Source organism: Sulfitobacter rhodophyticola, assembly GCF_041281685.2.
Classification (GTDB): domain Bacteria; phylum Pseudomonadota; class Alphaproteobacteria; order Rhodobacterales; family Rhodobacteraceae; genus Sulfitobacter.
The window spans coordinates 59,683-81,218 of record NZ_CP166248.2 but is presented as its reverse complement, the minus strand read 5'-3'; the positions used below and the strand labels follow the sequence as shown (position 1 = coordinate 81,218).

Below are 21,536 nucleotides of genomic sequence, written 5' to 3'. Positions count from 1 at the left end.
TTTTCACTGCCGGTCTGGTTGGTCGTCGATGATGTAGGGTTGATCGAACCAGTGTTCTTCAAGGTTGGCCCCGTCGCCGATGCGGTCGATCACGGCAAAAAGTCCCGGTGCGGCCAGTGGTGTCAGCACGCCGTGCCAGGTGCCACGATGAAAATTGATCGCCTGCCCCGGCGCGGTCCGAAAGGCGCGCGGATTTACCGGCACGCCGCCCCCATCCGCCGCAACGACGACCAGAAACGGATCATCGGTCATCGGCACGAAGGCCTGACTGCCCTGCGGATGACGCTCCATCATCGCTAGCGTCAGGGGCAGTGTCTCCACCTCTCCCTCAAAGATGCTGACGCCGGCCCTGCCATCGGAGAAATCAAGCCGCGCCCGGTCGTGGAAACGCCCGCATTTGCCCTGATTGATCAGCTTGTCCGGCGCGCCTGCGGCTTCCATTACGTCACCGTAGGGGGCGAAATCCGCTGCCGTCAGGGGCGTGATCCCCAGCCGCGTGCTCATGACGCCAGCTTTTCCGCAAGGCGCAGTTCGGCAATACGTTCCACCTGTCGGCAGGCTTCGGCGAATTCTGCCGCCCTGCCCTGCCCGATCCGGCGTTCGAACGCCGCCATGATGCTGGATTTGGTGTGGTCCCGCACCGCGATGATGAAGGGGAACCCGAATTCAGCGGTATAGGCGTCGTTCAATTCGGTGAACCGCTGCCGCTCCGCATCGGTCAGCGCGTCCAACCCGGCAGAGGCCTGTTCGGCAGTGGACTCCGCTGTCAGCCGTTTCGCCGCCGCCAGCTTGCCTGCCAGATCAGGATGCGCCTTGAGCACTGCAAGGCGCATTTCCTCTGCTGCGCTGCGGAACACCCGCACCATCATCTGATGCAGGCCGCGCGCGGTGTCATGGGTCGGGCCCAGTTCCAGGTCATAGGCCCCTTCGGCAACCCAGGGACTGTGTTCAAAGATGCCGCCGAACGCCTCGACAAAGGCGGCATGTTCCATCTGCGACGGGCGCAGCGCCTTGGCGGGGGGATGCGCCTTGGCCCAGTGTTCGGCAATCTCCAGCCGGGTCGCGAACCAGACGTCGTCATGGGATTTCATATGATCGATCACCCGGCGCAGGGCCGCCGCACGACCAGGCTAGGCCGATCAGACGGCAGTGCAGGCCAATCGACATCATCTTGGGCGCACCCGCCTGCCCTTCGGCATAAAGATAATCAAAGCTGTCCTTAAGGTAGCTTTCGAACTGATCCCCATTGGTGAACCCGGCCTGAATGCCAAAGCGCATGTCGTTGCAATCCATCGTGTAGGGCACGATCAGCTGGTCATGCCCGTCAAAGTCCAGCCAATAAGGCAGATCATCGGCATAGCTGTCCGCGACATAGGCAAACTGCCCGGTTTCCGCCGCCAGCCGCACGGTGTTGTTCGAACAACGCCCCGTGTACCAGCCGCGCGGTGGCGTGCCCGTCACCTGCGTATGCAGGCGAATGGCCTCCGCCATCTGGGCGCGCTCCTGCATCTTGGGCATGTCCTTGTGTTCAATCCACTTCAACCCGTGGCTGGCGATCTCCCAGCCTGACGCGATCATCGCCGCGACCTGTTCGGGCGCACGGGCCAGCGCGGTAGCCACGCCATAGACGGTCACGGGCATCTCCCCCAGCAACCGGTGCACGCGCCAGAACCCCGCCCGCGCGCCATATTCATAGAGCGATTCCATGTTCCAGTGCCGCTGCCCCGGCCAAGCGGACGCGCCGGTGATCTCCGACAGAAACGCCTCGGACGCGGCATCCCCGTGCAGGATGTTGTTCTCTCCGCCCTCTTCGTAGTTCAACACGATCTGCACGGCGATCTTCGCGCCGCCCGGCCAGTCCGCCGTCGGCGGGGTCGCCCCATAGCCTGTCATGTCTCGTGGGTATCGTTGCACGTCTTATCCCCCTTGGGTGGCATAGCTATATTTCAAAACAATCCGCCTGTTTTTCAAAAAATACACGAAAGAGCCTTCGGTTGCCGATCCTTTGCCCCCGCGCCCCTTCCCTGTCTATAAGGTTTTGACCGTCAGGAGGAACGACATGACCGGGTATCTGACAACGCATGTACTGGACACCGCACGCGGCTGTCCTGCAGAAGGCTTGAAGATCGAACTCTTCAGGATTGATGGCACGACACGGACACCGCTGAACACGCTGATCACCAATGCCGATGGGCGCACGGACGAACAGATCCTGCCGACGGCAGCCTTCGAAACCGGAACCTATGAATTGGTCTTCCACGCCGGCGACTACCTTGATGCGACCGGCACCCCGCCGGAGGACCCGCGTTTCCTTGACGTGATCCCGCTGCGCTTTGGCATGTCGGCCCCTGCACATTACCATGTCCCGCTGCTGCTGTCGCCGTTCGGCTATTCCACCTATCGCGGCAGCTGATCGGGGGCTGCCTCGTCACGCACCGCCGGGGTGATCCGCGCGATCACGTATTCCATGAAAAGCCGCGTCTTGGGGTCTTGCCTGCGCCGGTGGGTGAACAGACACGCCATCTGAATGGGCACCGGCGGTGTCTGCTCCGCCACGGGCACCAGACGGCCCGCCTTCACATGCTCGGCCACCTCGAAAAGCGGCTTCAACGCGATGCCGTTGCCCGCCAGCGCCCATTGGGTCAGCACATCACCATCATCACATTCATACCGCCCCGTCACCCGAAACCGCTTCGGCCCCTCGGCGGTCTGCAACCGCCACTGGAACTCCGTCGCGCCGGGAAAACGCAGGTTCAGACACTCATGCCCGCCGGAGATCAGCGCGCCGCCATCCGCCGGATTGCCATGCGCTGCGATGTAATCCGGGCTGGCGCACAGAATCCGTTCCACATCCGCGATCTTGCGAATGCGCAGGTTGCTGTCCTCGGGTTCTCCCAGAAAGAACGCCAGATCCAGCCCTTCGGTGGTCAGGTCCACCTTGCGGTCCGTCAGCCGCAGCCGCAGGTTCACCTCCGGATATTCCAGCAGGAACCCCGGCACCAGCGGCGCGATCAACCGTCGCCCCATCCCCAACGGTGCGGCGACATAAAGCGACCCCTTGGGGTTATCGGTGATGTTGACGACCTGCGCCTCGGCGCTCTCGACCGCTTCCAGGATCTCGCTCGCCCCGCCATAGAACGCCTTGCCCTGTTCGGTCGGCGTCAGGCTGCGGGTGGTGCGCTGAAACAGCCGCACGCTCAGGTGTTCTTCAAGCTGCGATATCCGCGACGACGTGACCGCTGCAGCGAAATGCGCAGATCCCGCCCCGCTGCCGACATGCTGCCCAGTTCATAGACACGCACGAAGGTCCGGATGTTATCAAGATAGGACATTGTTTGGCTTTTTTTGATGCTGCTTGAAGTTTTGCTACAATAGCAAAACAATGCGTCACCGCCTAGGCTGTGAAAACCACCACTTACGGGAGCGTGCAATGTTCGAACTGGCTATCGTCTGGGACTGGATCGGCTTTTCCGTCCGCTGGCTGCACGTCATCACGGCGATGGCATGGATCGGCGCGTCTTTCTATTTCATAGCACTTGATCTGATGCTGCGCGAAGCGCCCGACCTGCCCGAAGGTGCCGCGGGAGAGGAATGGGAAGTGCACGGCGGCGGGTTCTATCACACCACCAAATACATGGTGGCCCCTGCCCGCCTGCCCGAACATCTGACCTGGCACAAATGGCAAAGCTACACGACCTGGCTGTCGGGTGTGGCGCTTTTGATGATTGTCTATTGGGTCGGGGGGAGCTGTTCCTGCTTGACCCGACCAAGGCGGACCTGAGCCTTTGGCAGGGGATCGTGATCTCCGCCGCTTCGCTCACGATCGGGTGGATCGCCTATGATTTCATGTGCAAATCAAAGCTGGGCGAACATGCTACCTTGTTGATGTTGCTGCTTTTTGTGCTGCTGGTCGTCATGGCATGGGGGTATGATCAGATTTTCACGGGCCGTGCCGCGCTGCTGCATCTGGGGGCCTTCACCGCCACGATCATGACCGCCAATGTGTTCTTCCAGATCATGCCGAACCAGCGCATCGTCGTGAACGACCTCAAGGCCGGGCGCACGCCGGATGCCAAGTACGGCAAGATCGCCAAGCTGCGGTCCACCCACAACAATTACCTGACGCTGCCGGTGGTGTTCCTCATGCTGTCGAACCATTACCCGCTGTCGTTCGGTACCGAATACAGCTGGATCATCGCCAGCCTGATCTTTCTGACCGGCGTCACGATCCGGCACTACTTCAACACCATGCACGCCACCGGCAGCGGGCCGCATTGGACCTGGGCCGTGACCGTGATCCTGATGATCATCATTGCCTGGCTGTCCACCGCTTCGGGGATCGAAAGCTATGAAGAAGCCGAGGCACGCGCGCTGACGCCCTATGAACAACACTACGCCAGCGCGCCGGGGTTTGAAGAGGCCTATGACACCGTATTGGGCAATTGTTCCATGTGCCATGCCCGCGAACCTGTGTGGGACGGGGTGCGCTGGCCGCCCAAAGGTGTCGTGTTAGAGACTGTTTCGGACGTGGCCCGCGCCGCTGACCAGATCTATCTGCATGCAGGCGTCAGCAACGCCATGCCGCCGCCCAACGCGCTTGCGATGGATGATGAAGCCCGTGCCACCATCGTCGCCTGGGTCCGTGCCGCGCGCGCGGAATAACCGCATCCGCTAAGACCCGGTCGTCAGCGTGATCCGGCGCGGCCTGCCATCGGGTGTCGGCATCTCTGCTGCGACTGCGTTGGCCAGCATCTGCGCAAAATGCGTCTCTATATACCGCGAAACGAAGCCGTTTGGCGCGCGCAGCGTCAGCGTATCCGGTCCCAGATCGGCCTGCACCAGTTTGGCAAACCAGCTTTCGAACAGGGCGGGGTGTTCCGATTGCAACCATGCGGCGCACCGCGCCCCAGGTCCCCTGCCCGGTATCAGACACCAGATGCGGCACGGCAGGCTTGGGCTGCTGGAAATCCACCCGCACCACGGTCCGTTCGCCCGACACCTCGATCATCCGGTCCTCGAAATCCGGGCCGACCATGATCCAGTGGGGCCGCGACATTTCATAGATGCGGCGATAGTTCAGCCGGTACGCCCCCACCCTGCCCCGCACGCCGGGACGGATGCAGGTCAGCACCCCCATCTGCATCAGCCGCTTCATCTCTCGCTTGACGGTACGGTCGTTCACCGCCCAAAGGCGCGCCAGTTCCGCATGTCCCACGCTGACTTCCTCAATCCGCCAGTTGTAGCGCGCCGTGATCAGTGCACAGAGCCGCATCAGGCTGGTCTGCTCCGTCGGCGTACCATGCAATCCCGTGACGGTCAGCGCCGTCAGCAAATCGTACTTGAGCGCGCCTGCCCGTGGTCCAACGCGTTTGACCTGTTCCAAAGAAATACCGCCTGTTATCACTGCTGTCGCAGTCTGTGCCTCGAACCTCAATCCATCGACCGTCCCTGCATCGGAGACGATTCTGTTGATGGTGATATCTGAGATGACTTCCCGTATTTTGTCAACGGGTTGTGAAGAACGGGAAAATTGGCAGATCACCCTGAAATCCAATAATTCTTAGGTCATATGGTGAAGGGTGACACGACTGCTGTCACCATATTTAGTATCTGCTGTCACCCTTTTCTGGACCTAACGGGCACCCCGACCCCCAGATATTGTCCGGGCTTCATCCAATTTCCTGTGCTTCTTCCGAATCGTTGCAAAAACGGGATTCCGCAAACTTGCAATTTGCCCAAATGCGCAAATCCCGTTATTCAGGAAACGAGGCACAAAAACAAGAGCGAGCAGATGCGAGACCATTCAGACCTGCAATCCATGAACGAGCGGTCGCTGACCCAACAGGCCGCCGTGCGCCGCGCGACATTCTCCCCCGGTGAGGTGAAGACGCTGCGCCCCTTCTCCATCTGGGAGATCAGCCAGTTCATGTTCGACGTCCCCGCCGACACGCTGCGGCGCAAGCTGGCCGATGATCCCTCCCTGCCCCAGGGCGAAACGGAGGAAGACGGCCGACAGCGCTGGTTCACCCTGGCGGAGATCAATGAACTGCGCCGCCGGGTCAGGCTGCGCGGCAAGAAACTGGCGCCCGAACGCCCCAAAGGACGCGCGATGCGGGTGGCGGTCAGCAACTTCAAGGGGGGCGTGGGCAAGACGGTGGTGGCGCAACATCTGGCGAACGCCGCAGCCCTTGATGGCTACCGGGTGCTGTGCGTGGATTTCGATCCGCAGGCCACGCTGACCCATTCCATGGGCCTGAACGAGGTAAAGGAATGGAACACCGTCTGGGGCATCATGTGCCGCGATCTGTGCCGCGAGGCGGACCGGATCATGGGCACCTATGACGATCCTGACGATTGTCCCTACCCGGCTGCGGACGAACTGCCGGACGATGTGCAAAGCATCGGCGCGCAACGGGTGCAGGACTTCATCCAGCCGACCTGCTGGCCCACCATCGACATCATCCCAAGCTGCGCCAACGCGGCTTTTGTGGAATTCGCCAGCGCGCAATATCGCGGGTTGCACAAGGCCTGGACCTTTTTCGGCTGCGTGGCGCGGTACCTGGATGAACTGCCCGACGACCAATACGACCTGATCATTTTCGATTGCCCGCCCGCCATCGGATACCAGTCTCTGAACGCGGCCTTTGCGGCGGATATCCTCTATGTGCCCTCCGGCCCCGGCTATTGGGAATACGATTCAACGACCTCCTATCTGGGTCAATTGGGCGACGCGATGGAAGACATCTCCGAAGGCTTCGCCGCACTGGCCGGGGATGCGGGCATTTCCCTGCCCAAACGGTTCCATGACGTGCGGCTGTTGATGACCCGGTTCGAAGGCACAAACCCCCTGCACAGTGCGATGATGGATGCATTTCGTAACGTTTTCGGGGCAGATGTATGCGCCCACCCAATCGAGATGACCCGCGCGGTGGAACAATCGGGCCGCTTTCAGATGAGCGTCTATGAACAGGACTATCGCCAGATGACCCGTGAGACATGGAAACGCGCCCGGCAAAGTTTCGACCGCGCCTATGACGAGTTCAAGCAGACCCTGCTGACCTCGTGGCGCGCCAATGCCGATGGCCAGAAGGACCAGTGAGATGAGCAAGAAGAACAAGTTCGGTTTCGAACCCGTTGAACCCGCCGCGCCCACGCCGCGCGCCCGCAGTGTCGGCCCGATGGGGGCTGCGATCCGCGACACGGCGGAGAACCTCAGCCAAAGCACCGACGCCAAGGTCGAACAACGCCGCCAGAACGCGGAAGACGCCAAGACCTTTCGCGCGGCGGAGGCCGACGGGCTGATCCTGACCCGCGTGCCGCTGGAAGACATCCACGCGGACGACCTCCCGCGGGACAGGCTTGATCTGGATGCCGTGGCCGTGGCGGATGAGATGGAAGAGCTCAAGGCGTCGATCCGGGCGCGGGGGCAGAAGGAACCGGTGGAGCTTTATCGCGGCCATGATGGGCGCTTTCAGATCAAGAAAGGCTGGCGGCGGTTCACCGCGCTGTCACAGCTTTATGCAGAGACGCTGGACGACAGTTTTGCGACGATCATCGCGCGCATTGCCCCGGACGGGCAGGGGCGGCTTGCGCGGTATATCGACATGGTCGAGGAAAACGTCGTCCGCGAGGATCTGACCTTTGCGGAGATGGCGCAGGTGGCGCTTACGGCGGCAGAAGACATCGCGGTGGATGAACGTGATCCACATGTCTTGGTGGGCACGCTTTATGGGGCGCTGCACAAGACCAAGAAATCCTACATCCGGAACTTTGTCACCCTGCTTCACGTGGTGGGGGATGACCTGCGATGGCCCAAGGCGGTGCCGCGCAATATCGGGGTCGAAGTGGCGCGCAGCCTGAAGGCCGAAGGCGCCGACCTGGAGAATTTGCGACTGCGGCTGCGGGCCGCGTCGACCGCCGATGCACAGAATGAAGTGCTGCGGTCGTTCTCATTGGGGCAGGGGGGCGGGCCGGTGACGGCTGTCAGGCCACCCCGGCAGAAGTTCGAATTTCATCTGGGCGAAACCAAGGTCACCGCACGACAGGGCGAATGCCGGATCGTCTCGGAGGTGGATTATGCGTCGCTGCCAAAGGCGCAGTTGGAGCGGGCGATCAAGGCTTTCGAGCAGGTGCTGTCGGATGACGGTTACCCACGGGTAACCGGTTTGTAGGGCCGTTGCGGTTACCCATGGGTAACCGCTGGGGGAAGGGTGGTTACCCATGGGTAACCGGTTGGGCAGGGGGTGGTTACCCATGGGTAACCGCTGACACCAAGACCCTTCGGGGGTCTGAATTCCCTATATAATATTGATTTTATTGATGATTTTCCAAATCAACCTGCCAACCGGCTGCTTCTATGCCTAAGAAAAACGGCGTCACGGCGCGATGTCTGGACGGTTTTCATCGCTCGCCCTCGCTGAATCCAAAGGGTCAGCGGAATGTGATGTGCGTGACCTCTGCCTTGTAGAACGGATGATAAAGCGGCGTGCCGTAGTGATTGCCGCCAACCACCCGTGTCGGCAGGCGGAACCCGTCAAACACCTCAAACGCGCCAAGATCACCGCCGAAAGGTTGCAGCCGATAGAGGCGGTCGGCGTTCGCATTGCTCCAGCGGTCAAAGACCACGCGCAGGGGCTAAGCCGCCTGCATCGACCGTCACCTCCGCGCGTTGTTCCAGCCCGTTATGGCGCACCACGACAGCAGCGGTTTGCGCGTCGACGGGGTGCCAAGCGATTTGATCCCACCCTGCGCGGGTTGCGGGCAGAAAGGCGGCGGGCGTCCAGAACAGACCTTCGCCAACCATGCGCCCAAAGGCAGATCGCAGGTGATCGGGATTGTCTGACACCCGCCCGACCGGGATCAGATCGAGCAGGCGAAAGCGGCTCCAGCTTGTGTCGGGGCGGTAGGCGTCGGTGCCCGTGACCTTCGACAGCCCGCCAAGCCGGACCTGCCAGACAAAGCCATGGGGCGGGGCAAGGGTCTGGCGGGCCTGCATCGCCTGAAAGGTAGCCTTTTCAGCGAGGCCAAGGTTCAGCTGCCCCTGCATCGTGATCCGTGCCACGGTGTGCAGGGGCGCGCCGTCTTCCATCACGAAGCGAAAGAAGCGCGCGGCGGGGTCGGGCAGGCCGTCCAGCATCGCGGGTTCGAAGCGGGGCGGGGTCGCGGTAGTATCGGCGATCAGGCTGCGGGCAAGGATGCGGTCCGCGCGCGCGTCCAAAAGACGCAGCACGACAAGGACCAGAAGTGCCGCCGCGACAATACCCAATGAAAGCAACAGGATTTTCATCCCTTCGGCATCCCCTGATCCTCTGGCGCTGCTTCTTAACACCCCACGGCCATCATAGTAGGATTTCATATCTGTGCGAAGGGTGTGGCGGTCTGGCAGGAGGACACAATGAATGATCTGATCATGCAGCTCGCGCTGTTTCAGGTGGCGGTGCCGCTGGCGCTGATCCTGCTGAACGGTGTGATACCGATGGGGTCACGCGCGGGCTGGCTGTTGCGGACGGTGGCGATCCTGCTGGGGCTGGCGTATGCGCTGGTTGCGGGGATCTGGCTGTTTCCACCGTGGTGGACGCCGCTGTTGCTGGCGCTGCTGCATCTGTGGATCGCGGGACGGCAATACCGCCGCCTGATGGCGCGGGGTCCGGTGCAATTGTCTTGGCAAACCCTGGAAGCGGGGCTGGCGGTGCTGCTGGCGATGGTTTTCGCGTATATGCTGGTGCCGGCGCTGCAGGGGCGCACGGCACCCAAGGTGGCGATTGATCTGTCCATGCCGCTGGGACCGGGACGGTATCTGGTGCTGAGCGGAGGGGCCACGCCCGCGATCAATGCGCATTTCGAAACGCTCAACAGACCCAGCGCGGCGGCGTTCCGGGGGCAGAGCCGTGCGGTTGATATCATCGGGATCAATGCGCTTGGGGTCCGGGCCCCCGGCATATCGCCCGCCGATCCGCGCGTCTATCGGATCTATGGCGCGGATGTTCTGGCCCCCTGCGCCGGGCGCGTTGTTGAGGCGGTGGACGGCGTGGCGGACAACCCGGTGCCGCAGATGAACCGCGCGGTGATGACCGGCAACAGCGTGCTTTTGGAGTGTCAGGGTCTGGCGGTGCTGCTGGCGCATTTCGCGCCGGGCAGTTTGCGTGTCGAAGAAGGGGACAGCGTCACGGCGGGGCAGGTGATCGGGCAGGTGGGTAACTCAGGCAATTCGGGGGAGCCGCATTTGCACCTGCACGTACAGACCCTTGTCAACGCGGGCGCGCCCCTGTCTGGCAAGCCGCTTTGGTTTACCGTGGATGGCGCGTTTCTTGTCCGGAACATGCGGTTCGTCGTGCCTTGAGCATGGCTATCCTTTGAGCAGGAAATCAGAGACTGTCGCGTTGAACAGGGACGGTTTTTCGAGGTGGACGGCATGGGCGCAGCCGGGGATCACGGCCAGATTTGAATGCGGGATGGTCTGCCAGAGGGTTTGGACCTGCGCCCAAGGATAGGTGCGGTCACCATCGCCCCACAGAACCAGCGTGGGGGCGGTGATGTCGGCAAGATGTGCCTCCCCGGACCAGCCCTGCATTGCCGTCAGACCCGTCAGGATTGCCGCAAGGCTGCTTTGCGCGGCGAGGGTGGCACAGGCGGGATATTCCGCCGCCGCCTCCCGATCCAGAAACCATGTGGCGGCGATGCGGCGCGCGGTGGCGTCCGGCCCGTCCGCCTGTGCGCGGTGCCTGGAGGTCTCGATGGGCTCAAACCGTCCGGGCAATTCGCCCACGGCGCCCGTGCCGTAAAGGATCAGCCTTGCAATGCGGTCGGGCGCTTGGCGCACCATCTCCTGCACGATCATCCCGCCCATGGAATGGCCCAGCAGGTCGAACCGGGTGATCCCCTGTTGATCCAATTGGTCCAGAACCCAGCGGGCGTACCCCGCGATGCTGTCCAGCGGGGGCAGGGCGGCGTTGCGGCCAAATCCGGGCAGGTCGGGCCGGATCAGGGGCTGGTCGGCCGCCAGCGGTTTCTGCAACGCCCATTGATCGCTGCCGCCCATGAACCCATGGACCAGAACAAGCGGTGTCACCGCCGCCCGCCCTGCACGATCCGGTCAAGAATCATCGCGCAGAACAGGATGGAGAAGCCCGCAAGGATCCCCTGTCCGACATTGGCGTATTGCAGCGCTTCCAGCACGTCTTCGCCCAGCCCCTTGGCCCCGATCAGCGATGCCACGACCACCATCGCCAGCGACAGCATGATCGTCTGGTTGATGCCTGCGCGGATCGACGGGCTGGCCAGCGGCAGGTCCACCTTGGTCAGCAGGTACCACTTGTTCGCGCCAAAGCTGATGGCGGCTTCGCGCACCGACTCGGGCACGCCGCGCAGACCCAGCACGGTCAGGCGCACCACGGGGGTGCCGCCGAAAATCATCGTGGTGACCACGGCGGCGGGTTTGCCGGTGCCGAAGAACGCGATGACCGGGATCATGAACACGAAGGCCGGCATGGTCTGCATGAAATCCATGATCGGCTGGATGGCGGAATAGAACCGCGGGCGGCGCGCCGCAAACATGCCCAGCGGGATGCCGATCAGGATCGACAGGCAGGCCGCCGTGCCCAAGAGCGCCAGCGTGGTCATCGCCTTTTCCCAGAACCCCAGAAGCCCCATGTAGGCCAGGAACGCGCCCGACCAGATTGCCATGCGGATGCCCGCCGTCAGCCAAGTCAGCAGCACGATCAGCGATGCCACCACGATCCAGGGCGTGCTGACGAACACCAGTTCCAGCGCGTCCAGCACCAGCCGGATGCCATAGGTGATCGCATCGAACAGCACCTCGCCGTTCAGCACCGCCCAGTTGAAGAACGTCTCCACCCCGTCGATGCTGGTCAGGCGGATGCCCGGATCAGTGGGAAAGTCGCTGAGCAGGGTGTAGCGGTCGGGAAAGCTGTAATGCAGCATCGCGGCGACCACCATCAGACCCATGAAAAGCGCGCTGAAGACGATGTGCGGCACCGGCATGCCGGAGCGGATGGAGCGGTCCGACAACCATTCGGAAAACCGCGCCTCAAGCGCCCAGTTGGCCACGACGGATTGCGCGGCCTTGGCCAGCAGCAGGATCAGCAACCCGGTCAGCGCGATGGTCGGCCCTTCGGCCGCCAGCGCTTCGGCTTCCGCACGGATACCGCCGATGTTGGCTTCGAGCGAGATCGACCGTGCGGCGGTAGACGTCGATCTTGTCGGAGTTGGTTTCAATCGCGGTTGCAAGCTGCTGGCGGCGCAGGTCCAGTGTGCCTTCGATGGAGGCGATGCGCGCCATGGCGTCGGCGGCAAGGTCACCGAACAGGCCGCGCGCGATTTGCACGAAGGCCAGCGCTTCGAGGATGAGAAAGGGCAGGGCCCAGGACCACAGCCCGCGCGCGCCGAACCAGACCGGACCGAACAGCCCCGCCATCGCGTTGAAGGTGGCGGTAAAGCGGGAAGATGCGCCGATCTTGTCGAAGTTGCGGATGTAATAATCGGGATTGGTGCGCACGAAGGTGCGGATGTTCGCGCGCCGCTCCTCTGCATAGGCGAGCGCGGCGGCGCTTTCGGTGTCGTCCAGCGGGTTGAGGTTTTGCTTGTTCATGACACTTCCGTTCCTTCGATCACGGTGCGCAGCAGATCGGCGCGGGTGATGACGCCGATATCGGTGCCCTTGTCGCGCACAAGGATCGCGCCGTCCTGATCGATGGCCATGTTGATGAGGTTGGACAGGGTTTCGCCTTCGTCGACGTGGGCCATGTCGGCGGGCAGGGGGCCATGGGCGGCGACATGTGCGTCAAGCGGTTGCATCACCGCGTGGGCGCGCACGACCTTCAGCCTTGAGATCCCCGCGACGAAGTCCGCAACGTAGTCATCGGCGGGGTGCATCACGATGTCTTCGGCGGTGCCGATCTGCACGATCTTGCCGTCCCGCATGATCGCGATACGGTCCCCGATGCGCACGGCCTCGTCCAGATCGTGGGTGATGAAGACGGTGGTTTTCTTGAGGATTTTGGACAGGCGGATGAATTCATCCTGCAACTGCCGCCGGATCAGCGGATCGAGCGCGGAAAAGGGTTCATCCATCAGCAGCACATCGGGGTTGGCGGCCAGGGCGCGGGCCAGCCCGACGCGCTGTTGCATGCCGCCCGACAGTTCATGCGCGAATTTGGCGCCCCATGCGCCCAGCTCCACGATATCGAGGATCGCGGCGGCCTGTCGCATGCGTTCGTTCTTGGACACCTGCCGGATTTCCAGCGGCATGGCGACATTGTCCAGCACCGACCGATGCGGCATCAGCGCGAAGTTCTGGAACACCATGCCGATCTTGCGATTGCGGAAGTCCTGCAAGGGTTTGGGCCCCAGCGCCATGACGTCCGTGCCTTCAATCTCGATCCGGCCTGCGGTGGGTTCCAGCAGGCGGTTGAAGTGGCGCACAAGGGTGGATTTGCCACTGCCCGACAGGCCCATGACGCAAAAGATCTCCCCGCGGTTTACCGACAGGCTGACATCGGCCACACCTACCACGGCGTTGAATTCCTCAAGCACCTCGGATTTGGTCAGACCCCGGTCGCGGATGGCCTGCAGCGCCTGTTCGGGGCGGGCGCCGAAGATCTTCCAGATGTTCGAGATTTCGATGACGGTCTCTGCGTGCATCATGGCCCCCCAGGTCCGAGATCAGGTCGGCAGCACCAGCAGGATGCCAGTGCTGCCTGTTTTTACAAGTGGTGCCAGTGTCTTAGAGACCGAGCATCGCGTCAACGCGGTCGGAGTTGGCGTCGACCCATGCTTTTGCCACCTCCGCAGGCTCCTTGCCGTTTGCGCTGATCTCGAACGCAAGGCTGCTGACGTCATCGGCGGTCAGCGCGAAGTTGGAAAAGAACTCCGCAATGGCGGGGGCGCGGTCGGGCAGGGAGTTGGACCATGCGATCTGCACCTGCTTGAGCGCGTCCTTGGTCGCAACGGAGGATTTTTCATACCAGTCGGCATCGTCGGACGGCTGCACCATGACGTATTTCGCCTCATCAAAGGTTGGTTCGCTGAGCATCTGCACATCGAACATGAACCAGACCGCGTGGGGCTTGTAGCAATAGAAGGCATAGCCTTCGCCCTTGGCGATGCTGTCCTTGATGCGCGCGGTCTTGACGCTTTCCTCGGCGCGGATAGGTTCGATGAAGTCCAGCAGGCCATAATCGCGCGTCTTAACCTCGTTCACGTTGGCGGAGGCCCAGCCGGGTGCGCCGATCCACATCTCGCCTTTGCCGTTGCCGTCACTGTCCATCAGCGCGGCCACATCCGGGCGGCCCAGATCGGCAATGTCGGTGATGCTGTTGGCTTCGCCGAAGTCCTTGGTCACGCAGAAGCCCTGATTGCCCTCGTAAGGGTTGGAGGACAGGGTGACGGTGCCCGCTTCATCGACGTACTTCTTGGTAAAGCTTTCCTGATTGGGCAGCCACACATCGGGGTGCACGTCGATGTCGCCCTTGCCCTGATCCATCGCCTGAAAGATCGTGGCGTTGTTGCCGGGGACATATTCGACCTGCCCGCCGATGCGGGAGGTGACGATTTCACCCAGCACATAGGCGATGGCCTGTGCACCGGTCCAGGACGGCACGCCGATCTTGACCTCTTCGGCCGCGAAAGCGGGCAGGGCAAGGACGCTGACGGCGGCGGCAAGGCCAAGTGATTTCAGTTTGGTTTTCATGGGTCTCTCCTTTGTTGGGATGCGCATATTTTTCGCGTTATTATTGTGGGTTGAGGGAAGCAAGTATCTGATTTTGATAGGCAAATAGTGCGGTGGAGCCGCCGGTGTGCAGGAACAGCACATTGTCGGTCGGTTTGAAAAAGCCCTGACGGATCATGCCGATCAACCCGGCCATGCCCTTGGCGGAATAGACCGGGTCGAGCAGGATGCCTTCGCGCCGCGCGGTCAGCGCGATGGCTTCGAGCGTGCCATCGTTGGGCAGGCCGTACCCTTCGCCGACATAACCATCATCAACAAGGATACGGCTGAGCGGGACACCCGGCGCGCCAAGCTTTTCAAGGGTTTTCTGGGTCAGGGCATGGACCGCGTTCATCTGCCGTTCGCGCGGTTGGCGGACGCTGACGCCCATCACCGGCAGGTCGTGACCGATGGCTTCGAAACCGGCGACAAGCCCGGCCTGCGTGCCGGTGCTGCCCGTGGCCATGACCAGCCAGTCAAAGCGCTGACCTGTCTGCTGGCTGTGTTCCGCGATTTCCTGGGCGCACAGGGCATATCCCAGCGCGCCTGTCGCGTTGGACCCGCCGCCGGGAATGAAGAAGGGGCGGTTGCCATCGGCGCGCAGTTGTTCGGTGACGGTCTGCGCTTCGGCGTTCATGTCCAGTCCGGCAGGACGGAATTCATGGGTGGCCCCGAACAGGGTGTCCAGAAAGACGTTCCCGGTTTCCTCGTAAGCGGCATCGCGATCCGGCACCCGGCGTTCCAACAGCACGTGGCATTTCATGCCCGCCTTGCAGGCCGCCGCCGCCGTCTGGCGCACGTGGTTGGATTGCACCGCCCCTTGCGTGACCAGCATGTCGGCCTTGGCCTGCATCGCCTCGCCCACCAGGAATTCCAGCTTGCGGGTCTTGTTGCCCCCCGTCGCCAGCCCGGTGCAATCGTCGCGCTTGATGAACAGGGTCGGGCCGCCCAGCAGTTCGCTGAGCCGTGGCATGGCCTCGATGGGCGTTGCGCGGTGACACAGATCCGCGCGGGGGAACTGATCATAATCAACATGTGTCCGGTCACGGGCAAGCGTTTGGGCATCAGCCATGGCAAATTCCTTGGAGGTCTGAGGGTGCGTCCAGCTTGGGCGGGAATGACATTTCGATCCAATGCTATGTTTGGATTACATTATGCAAATTTTGCATTATCATGGCGGCCATGGACATATCTCTTTACCGTGATCTTGAGCGTCTGGGGCAGACGGGAAACTTTTCCCAGGCCGCCGCGTTGGGCAACCTCAGCCAGCCCGCCTTCAGCCGCCGGATCAAATCGCTGGAAGCCTGGGTCGGCGTCACGCTGGTGGATCGATCGCGCCAGCCGGTCAGCCTGACGCCTGCCGGCACGCAGATGCTGGAGGCCGGGTTGCAGGCGCTGGCCCGCATCGAACAGGAGCGCAGCCAGATCCTTGAAGCGCAATCGCTGCCGGACAAATACGTGGTGACCTTCGGCGCGCAGCATTCGATTGGCTGGCGGTTTTATCCCGCGTGGTTGCAGGCGCTGGAAGAAGCCTATGGGCCCATCCTGTCACGGCTGCGGGCGGATGATCTGCCGGGGTGCATGCGCGATCTGAGGGACGGCAGCGTGGATTTCGTCATCGCCTATCAGGACGCGGGCAACCGGGCGGCGCACCGGGACGAAACGCTCGTGATCGGGCAGGACAGGCTGGTTCCGGTCTGCAAGCCCAAGGCGGATGGCGCGCCGCTGTTCCGGTTCGACGGGGAGGGGATCGAAATGCCCTATCTGCGGTTCGGGGACACGGCCCCCATCGGTCGGCATCTTGAGCCGCTTTTCAAGGCGAAGGGTGTCACAGGCCGGTTGCGCACGGTGTACGAAAATTCAATGGCGGGCGCGTTGAGGATCCGGGCGCGGGCAGGGGACGGCGTGGCGTGGTTGCCCCACAGCCTTGTCGCGCCGGACATCGAAAACGGCATCCTCACCCGGACGGGCGATGCGGATTGGGACGTGAACCTTGAGATTTGCCTGTGCCGGAACAAGAAGCGATCAAACAGGGTGACCCGTGCGATCTGGTCGTTTCTGGAGATCCGGCAGAACGTATCGCTGCTGCCGCAGGACTGAGGGCGCGGCAGCCATGCGAACCTTGATGCAGCGCAATGACATGTCCGTCCTTTCGGCATATCTGCGTCCTACGGGTGCGGTGACGCATCGCACAGGCAGAAAGGCAGACAGATGAGCTGGGCAGGCTTTGCAGGTATCTTTGCGGTGTTCTTTCTGACCCATTCGATCCCGGTGCGGCCCGCGATCAAGGCGCGCCTCACCCGCCGGATCGGGGCGAGGGGGTTCGCGTTGGGGTATTCGGCGCTGTCGCTGGCGGTGCTGGCCCTGCTGATCTGGTCCGCGGGGCAGGCGCCTTACGTGGAGGTCTGGCCGCAGATGGCATGGCAGCGGCATGTGGTGCATCTGGGCATGCTGGCTGTCTGCCTGATCCTTGCGCTGACCATCGCGCGGCCAAACCCGTTTTCCTTTGGCGGGGCGCGCAACGACACATTTGACCCCCGGCGCGCGGGCATCGTCCGCTGGGCGCGGCATCCGGTATTGCTGGCGCTGGCGCTGTGGGCCGGGTTGCACCTGTTGCCGAACGGCGATCTTGCGCATGTGATCCTGTTCGGCGTTCTGGGCGGTTTCGCGGTCGGCGGGCGGTTCCTGATCGACCGGCGCAAACGGCGGGAGGTGGGGCCGACGGAATGGGAGGCCCTGCGCGCCGCCGTGGCCCACGCGCCCCGGTTCCATCGCCCGCTGTCCTGGCCCGGTCTGATCCTGCGCCTTGTCGCCGGGGTCGGTGCCTTCGTGGCGCTGTTGTGGCTGCATCCCATCGTGATTGGTGTATCCGCGCTCTGACACAGGTCGGTTGCACTTGGCATGTCGGCGAACCGGGGGCGTTCATCGAGGCGCCGACAGGGCGTGCCGCATGGCCTGAAAGGCTTGATATGGTGTCTTTGGGGTGGTCCGGATTTCAGCTTGGATGGTGGGTTTGCGGGACTTTGCCGCCGTCCAGCATCCAGACTGGAGTGGCAGCAATGGGTGTTTGACCATATTGTCCTCAATACCTTAGCTTGCTGTAGTGCAATCGAAGGAACGCGATCATGCCTATGGAAACGTACTTGATCTATTTGGCAGCTGTCGCCGTTTTTTTTGCTACACCGCCTGATACCAGTCAGCTTCTCATCATATCGAACAGCGTTAGGCACGGGCTAAGGCGCGGTGCCTATACCATTGCCGGGGATTTAACTGCCAACAGCTTGCAAATGACGGGGGCAGCTTTCGGTCTTGCCGCCATCATCGCGACCTCAGCAAGTGCGTTCATCTGGATCAAATGGTTAGGGGTCGCCTATCTGCTTTGGATCGGCGTTCAGCTTATCCTCTCGAAAGATCAACCCAATGACGTTGCCGCAAATACATCCGGTCAATCGTTTCGATTGTTCCGTCAAGGCTTCGTGACTTCGATGGCTAACCCATTTGCCGTCGTCTTTTTTGGTGCCCTTTTTCCTCAGTTTATCGACCCGACCATGCCGGTGCTGCCTCAACTTCTGATCTTGGGAGTTACCTACTTGGTGGTCGATGGAGCAATCCTGCTGGTCTGGGGATGGCTTGGAGTCCGAGCCGCCACGGCACTAAAGCGGTTTTCATTCAGCCTGGTAAATAAGGTTTGCGGCACACTTATGATCGGCGCGGCAGCGTTACTGGCGAGCAAAGACTTTCAGCCTCAGAAATAGTCGCGGGAGCGCATTGCCGACGTTCGTGAATCGCGCCGCATTCGTGCCTCTGGGCTCCAAGCCGCCATTCGCACAGCGAGGAAGTGTCTAGCATTTTTAGGTCAGCTCTGCTGACTTATAAGGCGGATTATGGTAAACATTCGCGCGATACAGGACATGCCATCCCGATCATCTCCATCGCTTCCCTGCCGCCGATCAGGCGACCTCGAACCATGCCATCATCCCGGACTTCTGATGGGAGAGCATGTGACAATGGATCATCCAGACCCCCGGATTATCTGCAACAAAGGCAATCTCCACGGTTTCATCCGCGCCGAGCAATACGGTATCGCGCACATCTCCGGCCAGGTTGGCTGATCCGCTTTTGGCCAGAACCGTGAAGTGATGGCCGTGCAGGTGGATTGCGTGCGGGAACATCGACTTGTTGGTCAATTCCATACGGACCGTCCGACCAAGGGAGGCGCGGAACAATGGTGCGTCCATGCCATGTGCCACGCCGTTGAAGGCCCAGACCATGCCCTGTGCGGCAAGGTCGCGGAAACCCATGGTCTTTCCATGGTAACGGGCCTCGCGCATGCCGCGCATGGCCCCACCTTCCATCAGCATCGGTACGTGTTGCGGATCCGACAGGTCCGGCGTCGGCAGCGTGCCCCATGCTGGCAAGGGGCGCACATCCTGATCGTGCTCCGCTACAGTATCTCCCGCATGGACAAAAGCCGCGATGTCCACCCACTCCCCGTTGCCGGGATCAAGCAGCAGACCGGCACGCGGATTGCCTTCCTTGCGTCCGTCGACCACCAGATCGGCCCGTTGGGCAGGCGCAAGGACAAGATCTTCGATGGCCCGTGGTGGCACGGGATGGCCATCAAGCGCGATCAAGCGCGGCGACAGGCCCGGCAGTGCCAATCGCATGATCCGGTCCGTCGCGGTATTGATCATGCGCAGCCGAACACGCTCTCCCGGTCTTATGTCCAGATCGGGATAGGCGGCACCATTCACCGTGACGGTATTGCCCATGCGGCCGCCATGGGCCGCCGCGTGCAGGTCATCCCATCTGTCTTCCATGATGGTCGCATCCCCGTTCAGCAGCCAATCATCCAGAACAAGCGTCACCTCGCGGGTTGCTGCGCCGGGTTCACCAAGCCAGGGCACGCGGTCCTCCACGATCAGTGGCCCCGCAAGGCCACGGGCCACCTGTTCCATGCTCCGGTTGTGGGAGTGGTACCAGTAGGTGCCGGGATCGGGGGCTTCGAAATCATAGTCAAAACCATCTCCCGGTGACACGGGTGCCTGTGTCAGCGGTGCCGCGCCATCCATGGCATTTTCGATCCGAATGCCGTGCCAGTGAACGGCAGTCGGTTGCGGCAGATCGTTGTGCAACCGGTGCCGAACCCGTTCCCCGGCACTGACGCGGATCTCCGGACCGGGCACCGTGCCCGCGCCTTCGGTTGCATAGGCCCAGACGGGCGTTGCCGGGTAGCCCGCAGGGGCCAGCTGCGCCGATGAAGGCGCGGCACGCAAGATCGGCAACCCCGTTTCAGCAAGCGAAGGCCGCGCCAGCCCTGCCGATCCTGCAAAGGCGGCAATTCCTTTCAACACGGTACGTCGGGACAGGCGGCGCATATGCAAACTCCTTTTCAAAGGTTCACCGGCGGCGTGGTGACCGAGGTGAGCGTGGCCGTCACGACCAGAATGAGCAGAACGGCGAAAGCTTCAAGACGGATTGAGCGTCGCAATCGGGTCGCCGCAGACCCCGTGCCCGAGGCAAGCGCCGGGACCAGCCGCCATTTGTTCACTGCGGCAAGAAGCATCAGACCCGTTACCACGGCGATTTTCAACAGGAGCGTCCAACCATAGGCGGTCGTAACCAATGCGGCGACCGATCCGGTCAACAGTCCGGCAAAGACCACGCCAACGAGGACAAGCGCCGCAACGGCCCCGGTGGCAAGATGACCAAACCGATGGAGAAGCGCCACCCCCTGAGGATGCCCGACCGCACGAAAAAGCGGCGCCAAAGCGCCGATCCAGAATGCCACGGCAAGCAAGTGAATGGTCAGCAAGGCGGAAAGCAGCCATCGCGGCTCAGTAAGCGCGTGACCGATAAACGTGTAAGATACGGCGATCAACAGCGCCCCGATCAGCGCCGCGCCAAGACCGCCCTTGCCGCCAACCATGACCGCAAGAACCAGAAGGTGACCCAGACCCCGCCAAATCGCAGCTGTCCCGAGCGGACTGTCCCAAACGATCCCGAGCATCACCGGATCAGCGGCCCCCGGCAGGCCCATGCCGGATATACGCGCCGCGCGGATGCCGAAACGCAGGGCCAAAGCCACAAGGCCGACCAGTGCCGCCGCCACGGCGATGCGGCGCGCCAATCGCCGCACTTCACTTGGGGCTTGCCGAAACGCCACAAGAAACAGCGGCCCCCCCATGGCCAGCAGCGACATCAGATATTCCGCCGCCTTTGCCATGATCGCCAGAATGGCCCATCCGTCGATCGGTGCAAGACCTTCCATCAAGATCAATGAGCGACGACAAAGCCAAACGTACCCCGCATTGGGTGCCCGTCCGAGGAAAGACCGCGCCAGTCAACCGTATATGCCCCCGTCGGTAGATCGACTGACGGCAACGCCCGAAACTGGGTTACGGGGTCAAGGTCGGTTTCGCGTTCGATTGCAACCTCGCCTTCAGGGCCTGACAGGGAAATGGCGGTGACACGCATCGGATCGTCAAACCGCAATTCGATGACCTCGACCGCTTCCACGGTTGCGCCACTTGCCGGGGTGGTCTGTTCGGTTTTCGAATGTGCCGCCGCGCCAACCGCTGCCAACGCCCATACGATGCCCGCAAAGATGATCTGTTTCATTGTTTTTCCCATTTCGTCGTTTCGGGCGCAGATTTCCGCAGGCCGGGTCAATTTGATGGTGTGCGCTACTGCAATCGTTTCAGTGTCTGACAGAATATCCTCAAAAGCGGATATGTTCGAGCCGTCGTTACTGTCACTGAACGACACACCTTCGTGAGGCCTTTACCGGGGTGTTTTCGGTGCAAAGGCC

At 62.1% G+C, this 21,536-nt stretch carries 18 protein-coding genes and 4 pseudogenes; 8 read left to right on the top strand and 14 right to left on the bottom strand.

Features of this window, described 5'->3' with window-relative positions; all coding sequences use genetic code 11:
• Window positions 1-3: 3 nt before the first annotated feature.
• Together AB4X18_RS00405 and puuE are read right to left on the bottom strand one after the other, a co-directional pair.
• Window positions 4-504 (bottom strand): ureidoglycolate lyase, encoded by a 501-nt coding sequence (locus AB4X18_RS00405; protein WP_370398847.1) that lies wholly within the window; start codon window positions 502-504, stop codon window positions 4-6.
• Window positions 501-1,914, bottom strand: a pseudogene (puuE, locus tag AB4X18_RS00400) (allantoinase PuuE). The gene AB4X18_RS00405 and the pseudogene puuE overlap by 4 nt, the downstream one beginning before the upstream one ends.
• A 145-nt stretch (window positions 1,915-2,059) precedes the next feature.
• Between puuE and uraH the strand changes: the two are divergent.
• Window positions 2,060-2,413, top strand: coding sequence for a hydroxyisourate hydrolase (uraH, locus tag AB4X18_RS00395; RefSeq protein WP_370398846.1), 354 nt, complete (start codon window positions 2,060-2,062; stop codon window positions 2,411-2,413).
• Here uraH and AB4X18_RS00390 read toward each other — a convergent pair.
• Window positions 2,398-3,332 (bottom strand): annotated as a pseudogene (locus AB4X18_RS00390) (LysR family transcriptional regulator). The gene uraH and the pseudogene AB4X18_RS00390 sit on opposite strands and share 16 nt — an antisense overlap.
• Window positions 3,333-3,430: 98 nt before the next feature.
• Here AB4X18_RS00390 and AB4X18_RS00385 point away from each other — a divergent pair.
• Window positions 3,431-4,662, top strand: a pseudogene (locus AB4X18_RS00385) (urate hydroxylase PuuD).
• Here the strand turns inward: AB4X18_RS00385 and AB4X18_RS00380 are convergent.
• Entirely contained in the window at window positions 4,568-5,383 is an 816-nt protein-coding gene (locus AB4X18_RS00380; RefSeq protein ID WP_432816563.1) for a hypothetical protein, read from the bottom strand. The pseudogene AB4X18_RS00385 and the gene AB4X18_RS00380 overlap by 95 nt on opposite strands.
• 408 nt (window positions 5,384-5,791) lie before the next feature.
• On the opposite strand from AB4X18_RS00380, the gene AB4X18_RS00375 reads away from it, so the two are divergent.
• Both AB4X18_RS00375 and AB4X18_RS00370 read left to right on the top strand, forming a co-directional pair.
• Window positions 5,792-7,099, top strand: a complete 1,308-nt coding sequence (locus AB4X18_RS00375; RefSeq protein ID WP_370398866.1) for an AAA family ATPase — start codon at window positions 5,792-5,794, stop codon at window positions 7,097-7,099.
• 1 nt (window position 7,100) lies between these two features.
• Window positions 7,101-8,171 carry a ParB/RepB/Spo0J family partition protein gene (locus tag AB4X18_RS00370; RefSeq protein WP_370398865.1) on the top strand — a complete coding sequence of 357 codons (1,071 nt, stop codon included), beginning with the start codon at window positions 7,101-7,103 and terminating at the stop codon, window positions 8,169-8,171.
• A 259-nt stretch (window positions 8,172-8,430) separates the two neighbouring features.
• On the opposite strand, the gene AB4X18_RS00365 is transcribed toward AB4X18_RS00370, so the two are convergent.
• Together AB4X18_RS00365 and AB4X18_RS00360 are read right to left on the bottom strand one after the other, a co-directional pair.
• Complete coding sequence (locus tag AB4X18_RS00365; RefSeq protein WP_432816562.1) at window positions 8,431-8,625, bottom strand: hypothetical protein; 195 nt, start codon at window positions 8,623-8,625, stop codon at window positions 8,431-8,433.
• Entirely contained in the window at window positions 8,615-9,286 is a 672-nt protein-coding gene (locus AB4X18_RS00360; protein WP_432816561.1) for a DUF6544 family protein, read from the bottom strand. Before AB4X18_RS00360 ends, AB4X18_RS00365 begins: the two co-directional genes overlap by 11 nt.
• A 108-nt stretch (window positions 9,287-9,394) precedes the next feature.
• Between AB4X18_RS00360 and AB4X18_RS00355 the strand changes: the two genes are divergently transcribed.
• Window positions 9,395-10,339 (top strand): M23 family metallopeptidase, encoded by a 945-nt coding sequence (locus AB4X18_RS00355; RefSeq protein ID WP_370398863.1) that lies wholly within the window; start codon window positions 9,395-9,397, stop codon window positions 10,337-10,339.
• A 6-nt stretch (window positions 10,340-10,345) separates the two neighbouring features.
• On the opposite strand, the gene AB4X18_RS00350 is transcribed toward AB4X18_RS00355, so the two are convergent.
• The 5 genes and pseudogenes from AB4X18_RS00350 to AB4X18_RS00330 all read right to left on the bottom strand — a co-directional run bounded on the left by AB4X18_RS00350 (window position 10,346) and on the right by AB4X18_RS00330 (window position 15,797).
• A complete protein-coding gene (locus AB4X18_RS00350; protein ID WP_370398862.1) occupies window positions 10,346-11,068 on the bottom strand; it encodes an alpha/beta fold hydrolase in 723 nt (240 codons plus the stop codon).
• Window positions 11,065-12,607 (bottom strand): annotated as a pseudogene (locus AB4X18_RS00345) (ABC transporter permease). Before AB4X18_RS00345 ends, AB4X18_RS00350 begins: the two are co-directional and overlap by 4 nt.
• On the bottom strand, window positions 12,604-13,659 hold the full coding sequence (locus tag AB4X18_RS00340; RefSeq protein WP_370398868.1) for a quaternary amine ABC transporter ATP-binding protein: 1,056 nt from the start codon (window positions 13,657-13,659) through the stop codon (window positions 12,604-12,606). The pseudogene AB4X18_RS00345 and the gene AB4X18_RS00340 overlap by 4 nt, the downstream one beginning before the upstream one ends.
• A gap of 82 nt (window positions 13,660-13,741) precedes the next feature.
• Window positions 13,742-14,707, bottom strand: a complete 966-nt coding sequence (locus tag AB4X18_RS00335; RefSeq protein WP_370398861.1) for an ABC transporter substrate-binding protein — start codon at window positions 14,705-14,707, stop codon at window positions 13,742-13,744.
• Window positions 14,708-14,747: 40 nt separating this feature from the next.
• Window positions 14,748-15,797, bottom strand: coding sequence for a D-cysteine desulfhydrase (locus AB4X18_RS00330; RefSeq protein WP_370398860.1), 1,050 nt, complete (start codon window positions 15,795-15,797; stop codon window positions 14,748-14,750).
• 110 nt (window positions 15,798-15,907) lie between these two features.
• Between AB4X18_RS00330 and AB4X18_RS00325 the strand changes: the two genes are divergently transcribed.
• The 3 genes from AB4X18_RS00325 (at window position 15,908) to AB4X18_RS00315 (ending at window position 18,480) form a co-directional block, all read left to right on the top strand.
• Window positions 15,908-16,825 carry a LysR family transcriptional regulator gene (locus tag AB4X18_RS00325; RefSeq protein ID WP_370398859.1) on the top strand — a complete coding sequence of 306 codons (918 nt, stop codon included), beginning with the start codon at window positions 15,908-15,910 and terminating at the stop codon, window positions 16,823-16,825.
• A 111-nt stretch (window positions 16,826-16,936) separates the two neighbouring features.
• On the top strand, window positions 16,937-17,605 hold the full coding sequence (locus tag AB4X18_RS00320) for an NnrU family protein (RefSeq protein WP_370398858.1): 669 nt from the start codon (window positions 16,937-16,939) through the stop codon (window positions 17,603-17,605).
• Between the two features lie 245 nt (window positions 17,606-17,850).
• Window positions 17,851-18,480 (top strand): LysE family translocator, encoded by a 630-nt coding sequence (locus AB4X18_RS00315; RefSeq protein WP_370398857.1) that lies wholly within the window; start codon window positions 17,851-17,853, stop codon window positions 18,478-18,480.
• Window positions 18,481-18,675: 195 nt separating this feature from the next.
• Here the strand turns inward: AB4X18_RS00315 and AB4X18_RS00310 are convergent, their stop codons facing one another.
• From AB4X18_RS00310 to AB4X18_RS00300, 3 genes are read right to left on the bottom strand one after another with little or no spacing between them, the layout of a single operon-like run.
• Complete coding sequence (locus tag AB4X18_RS00310) at window positions 18,676-20,103, bottom strand: multicopper oxidase family protein (RefSeq protein WP_370398899.1); 1,428 nt, start codon at window positions 20,101-20,103, stop codon at window positions 18,676-18,678.
• A 14-nt stretch (window positions 20,104-20,117) separates the two neighbouring features.
• On the bottom strand, window positions 20,118-20,996 hold the full coding sequence (locus AB4X18_RS00305) for a copper resistance D family protein (protein ID WP_370398898.1): 879 nt from the start codon (window positions 20,994-20,996) through the stop codon (window positions 20,118-20,120).
• 5 nt (window positions 20,997-21,001) lie between these two features.
• On the bottom strand, window positions 21,002-21,346 hold the full coding sequence (locus AB4X18_RS00300; protein ID WP_370398897.1) for a copper resistance CopC family protein: 345 nt from the start codon (window positions 21,344-21,346) through the stop codon (window positions 21,002-21,004).
• Window positions 21,347-21,536 lie beyond the last annotated feature (190 nt).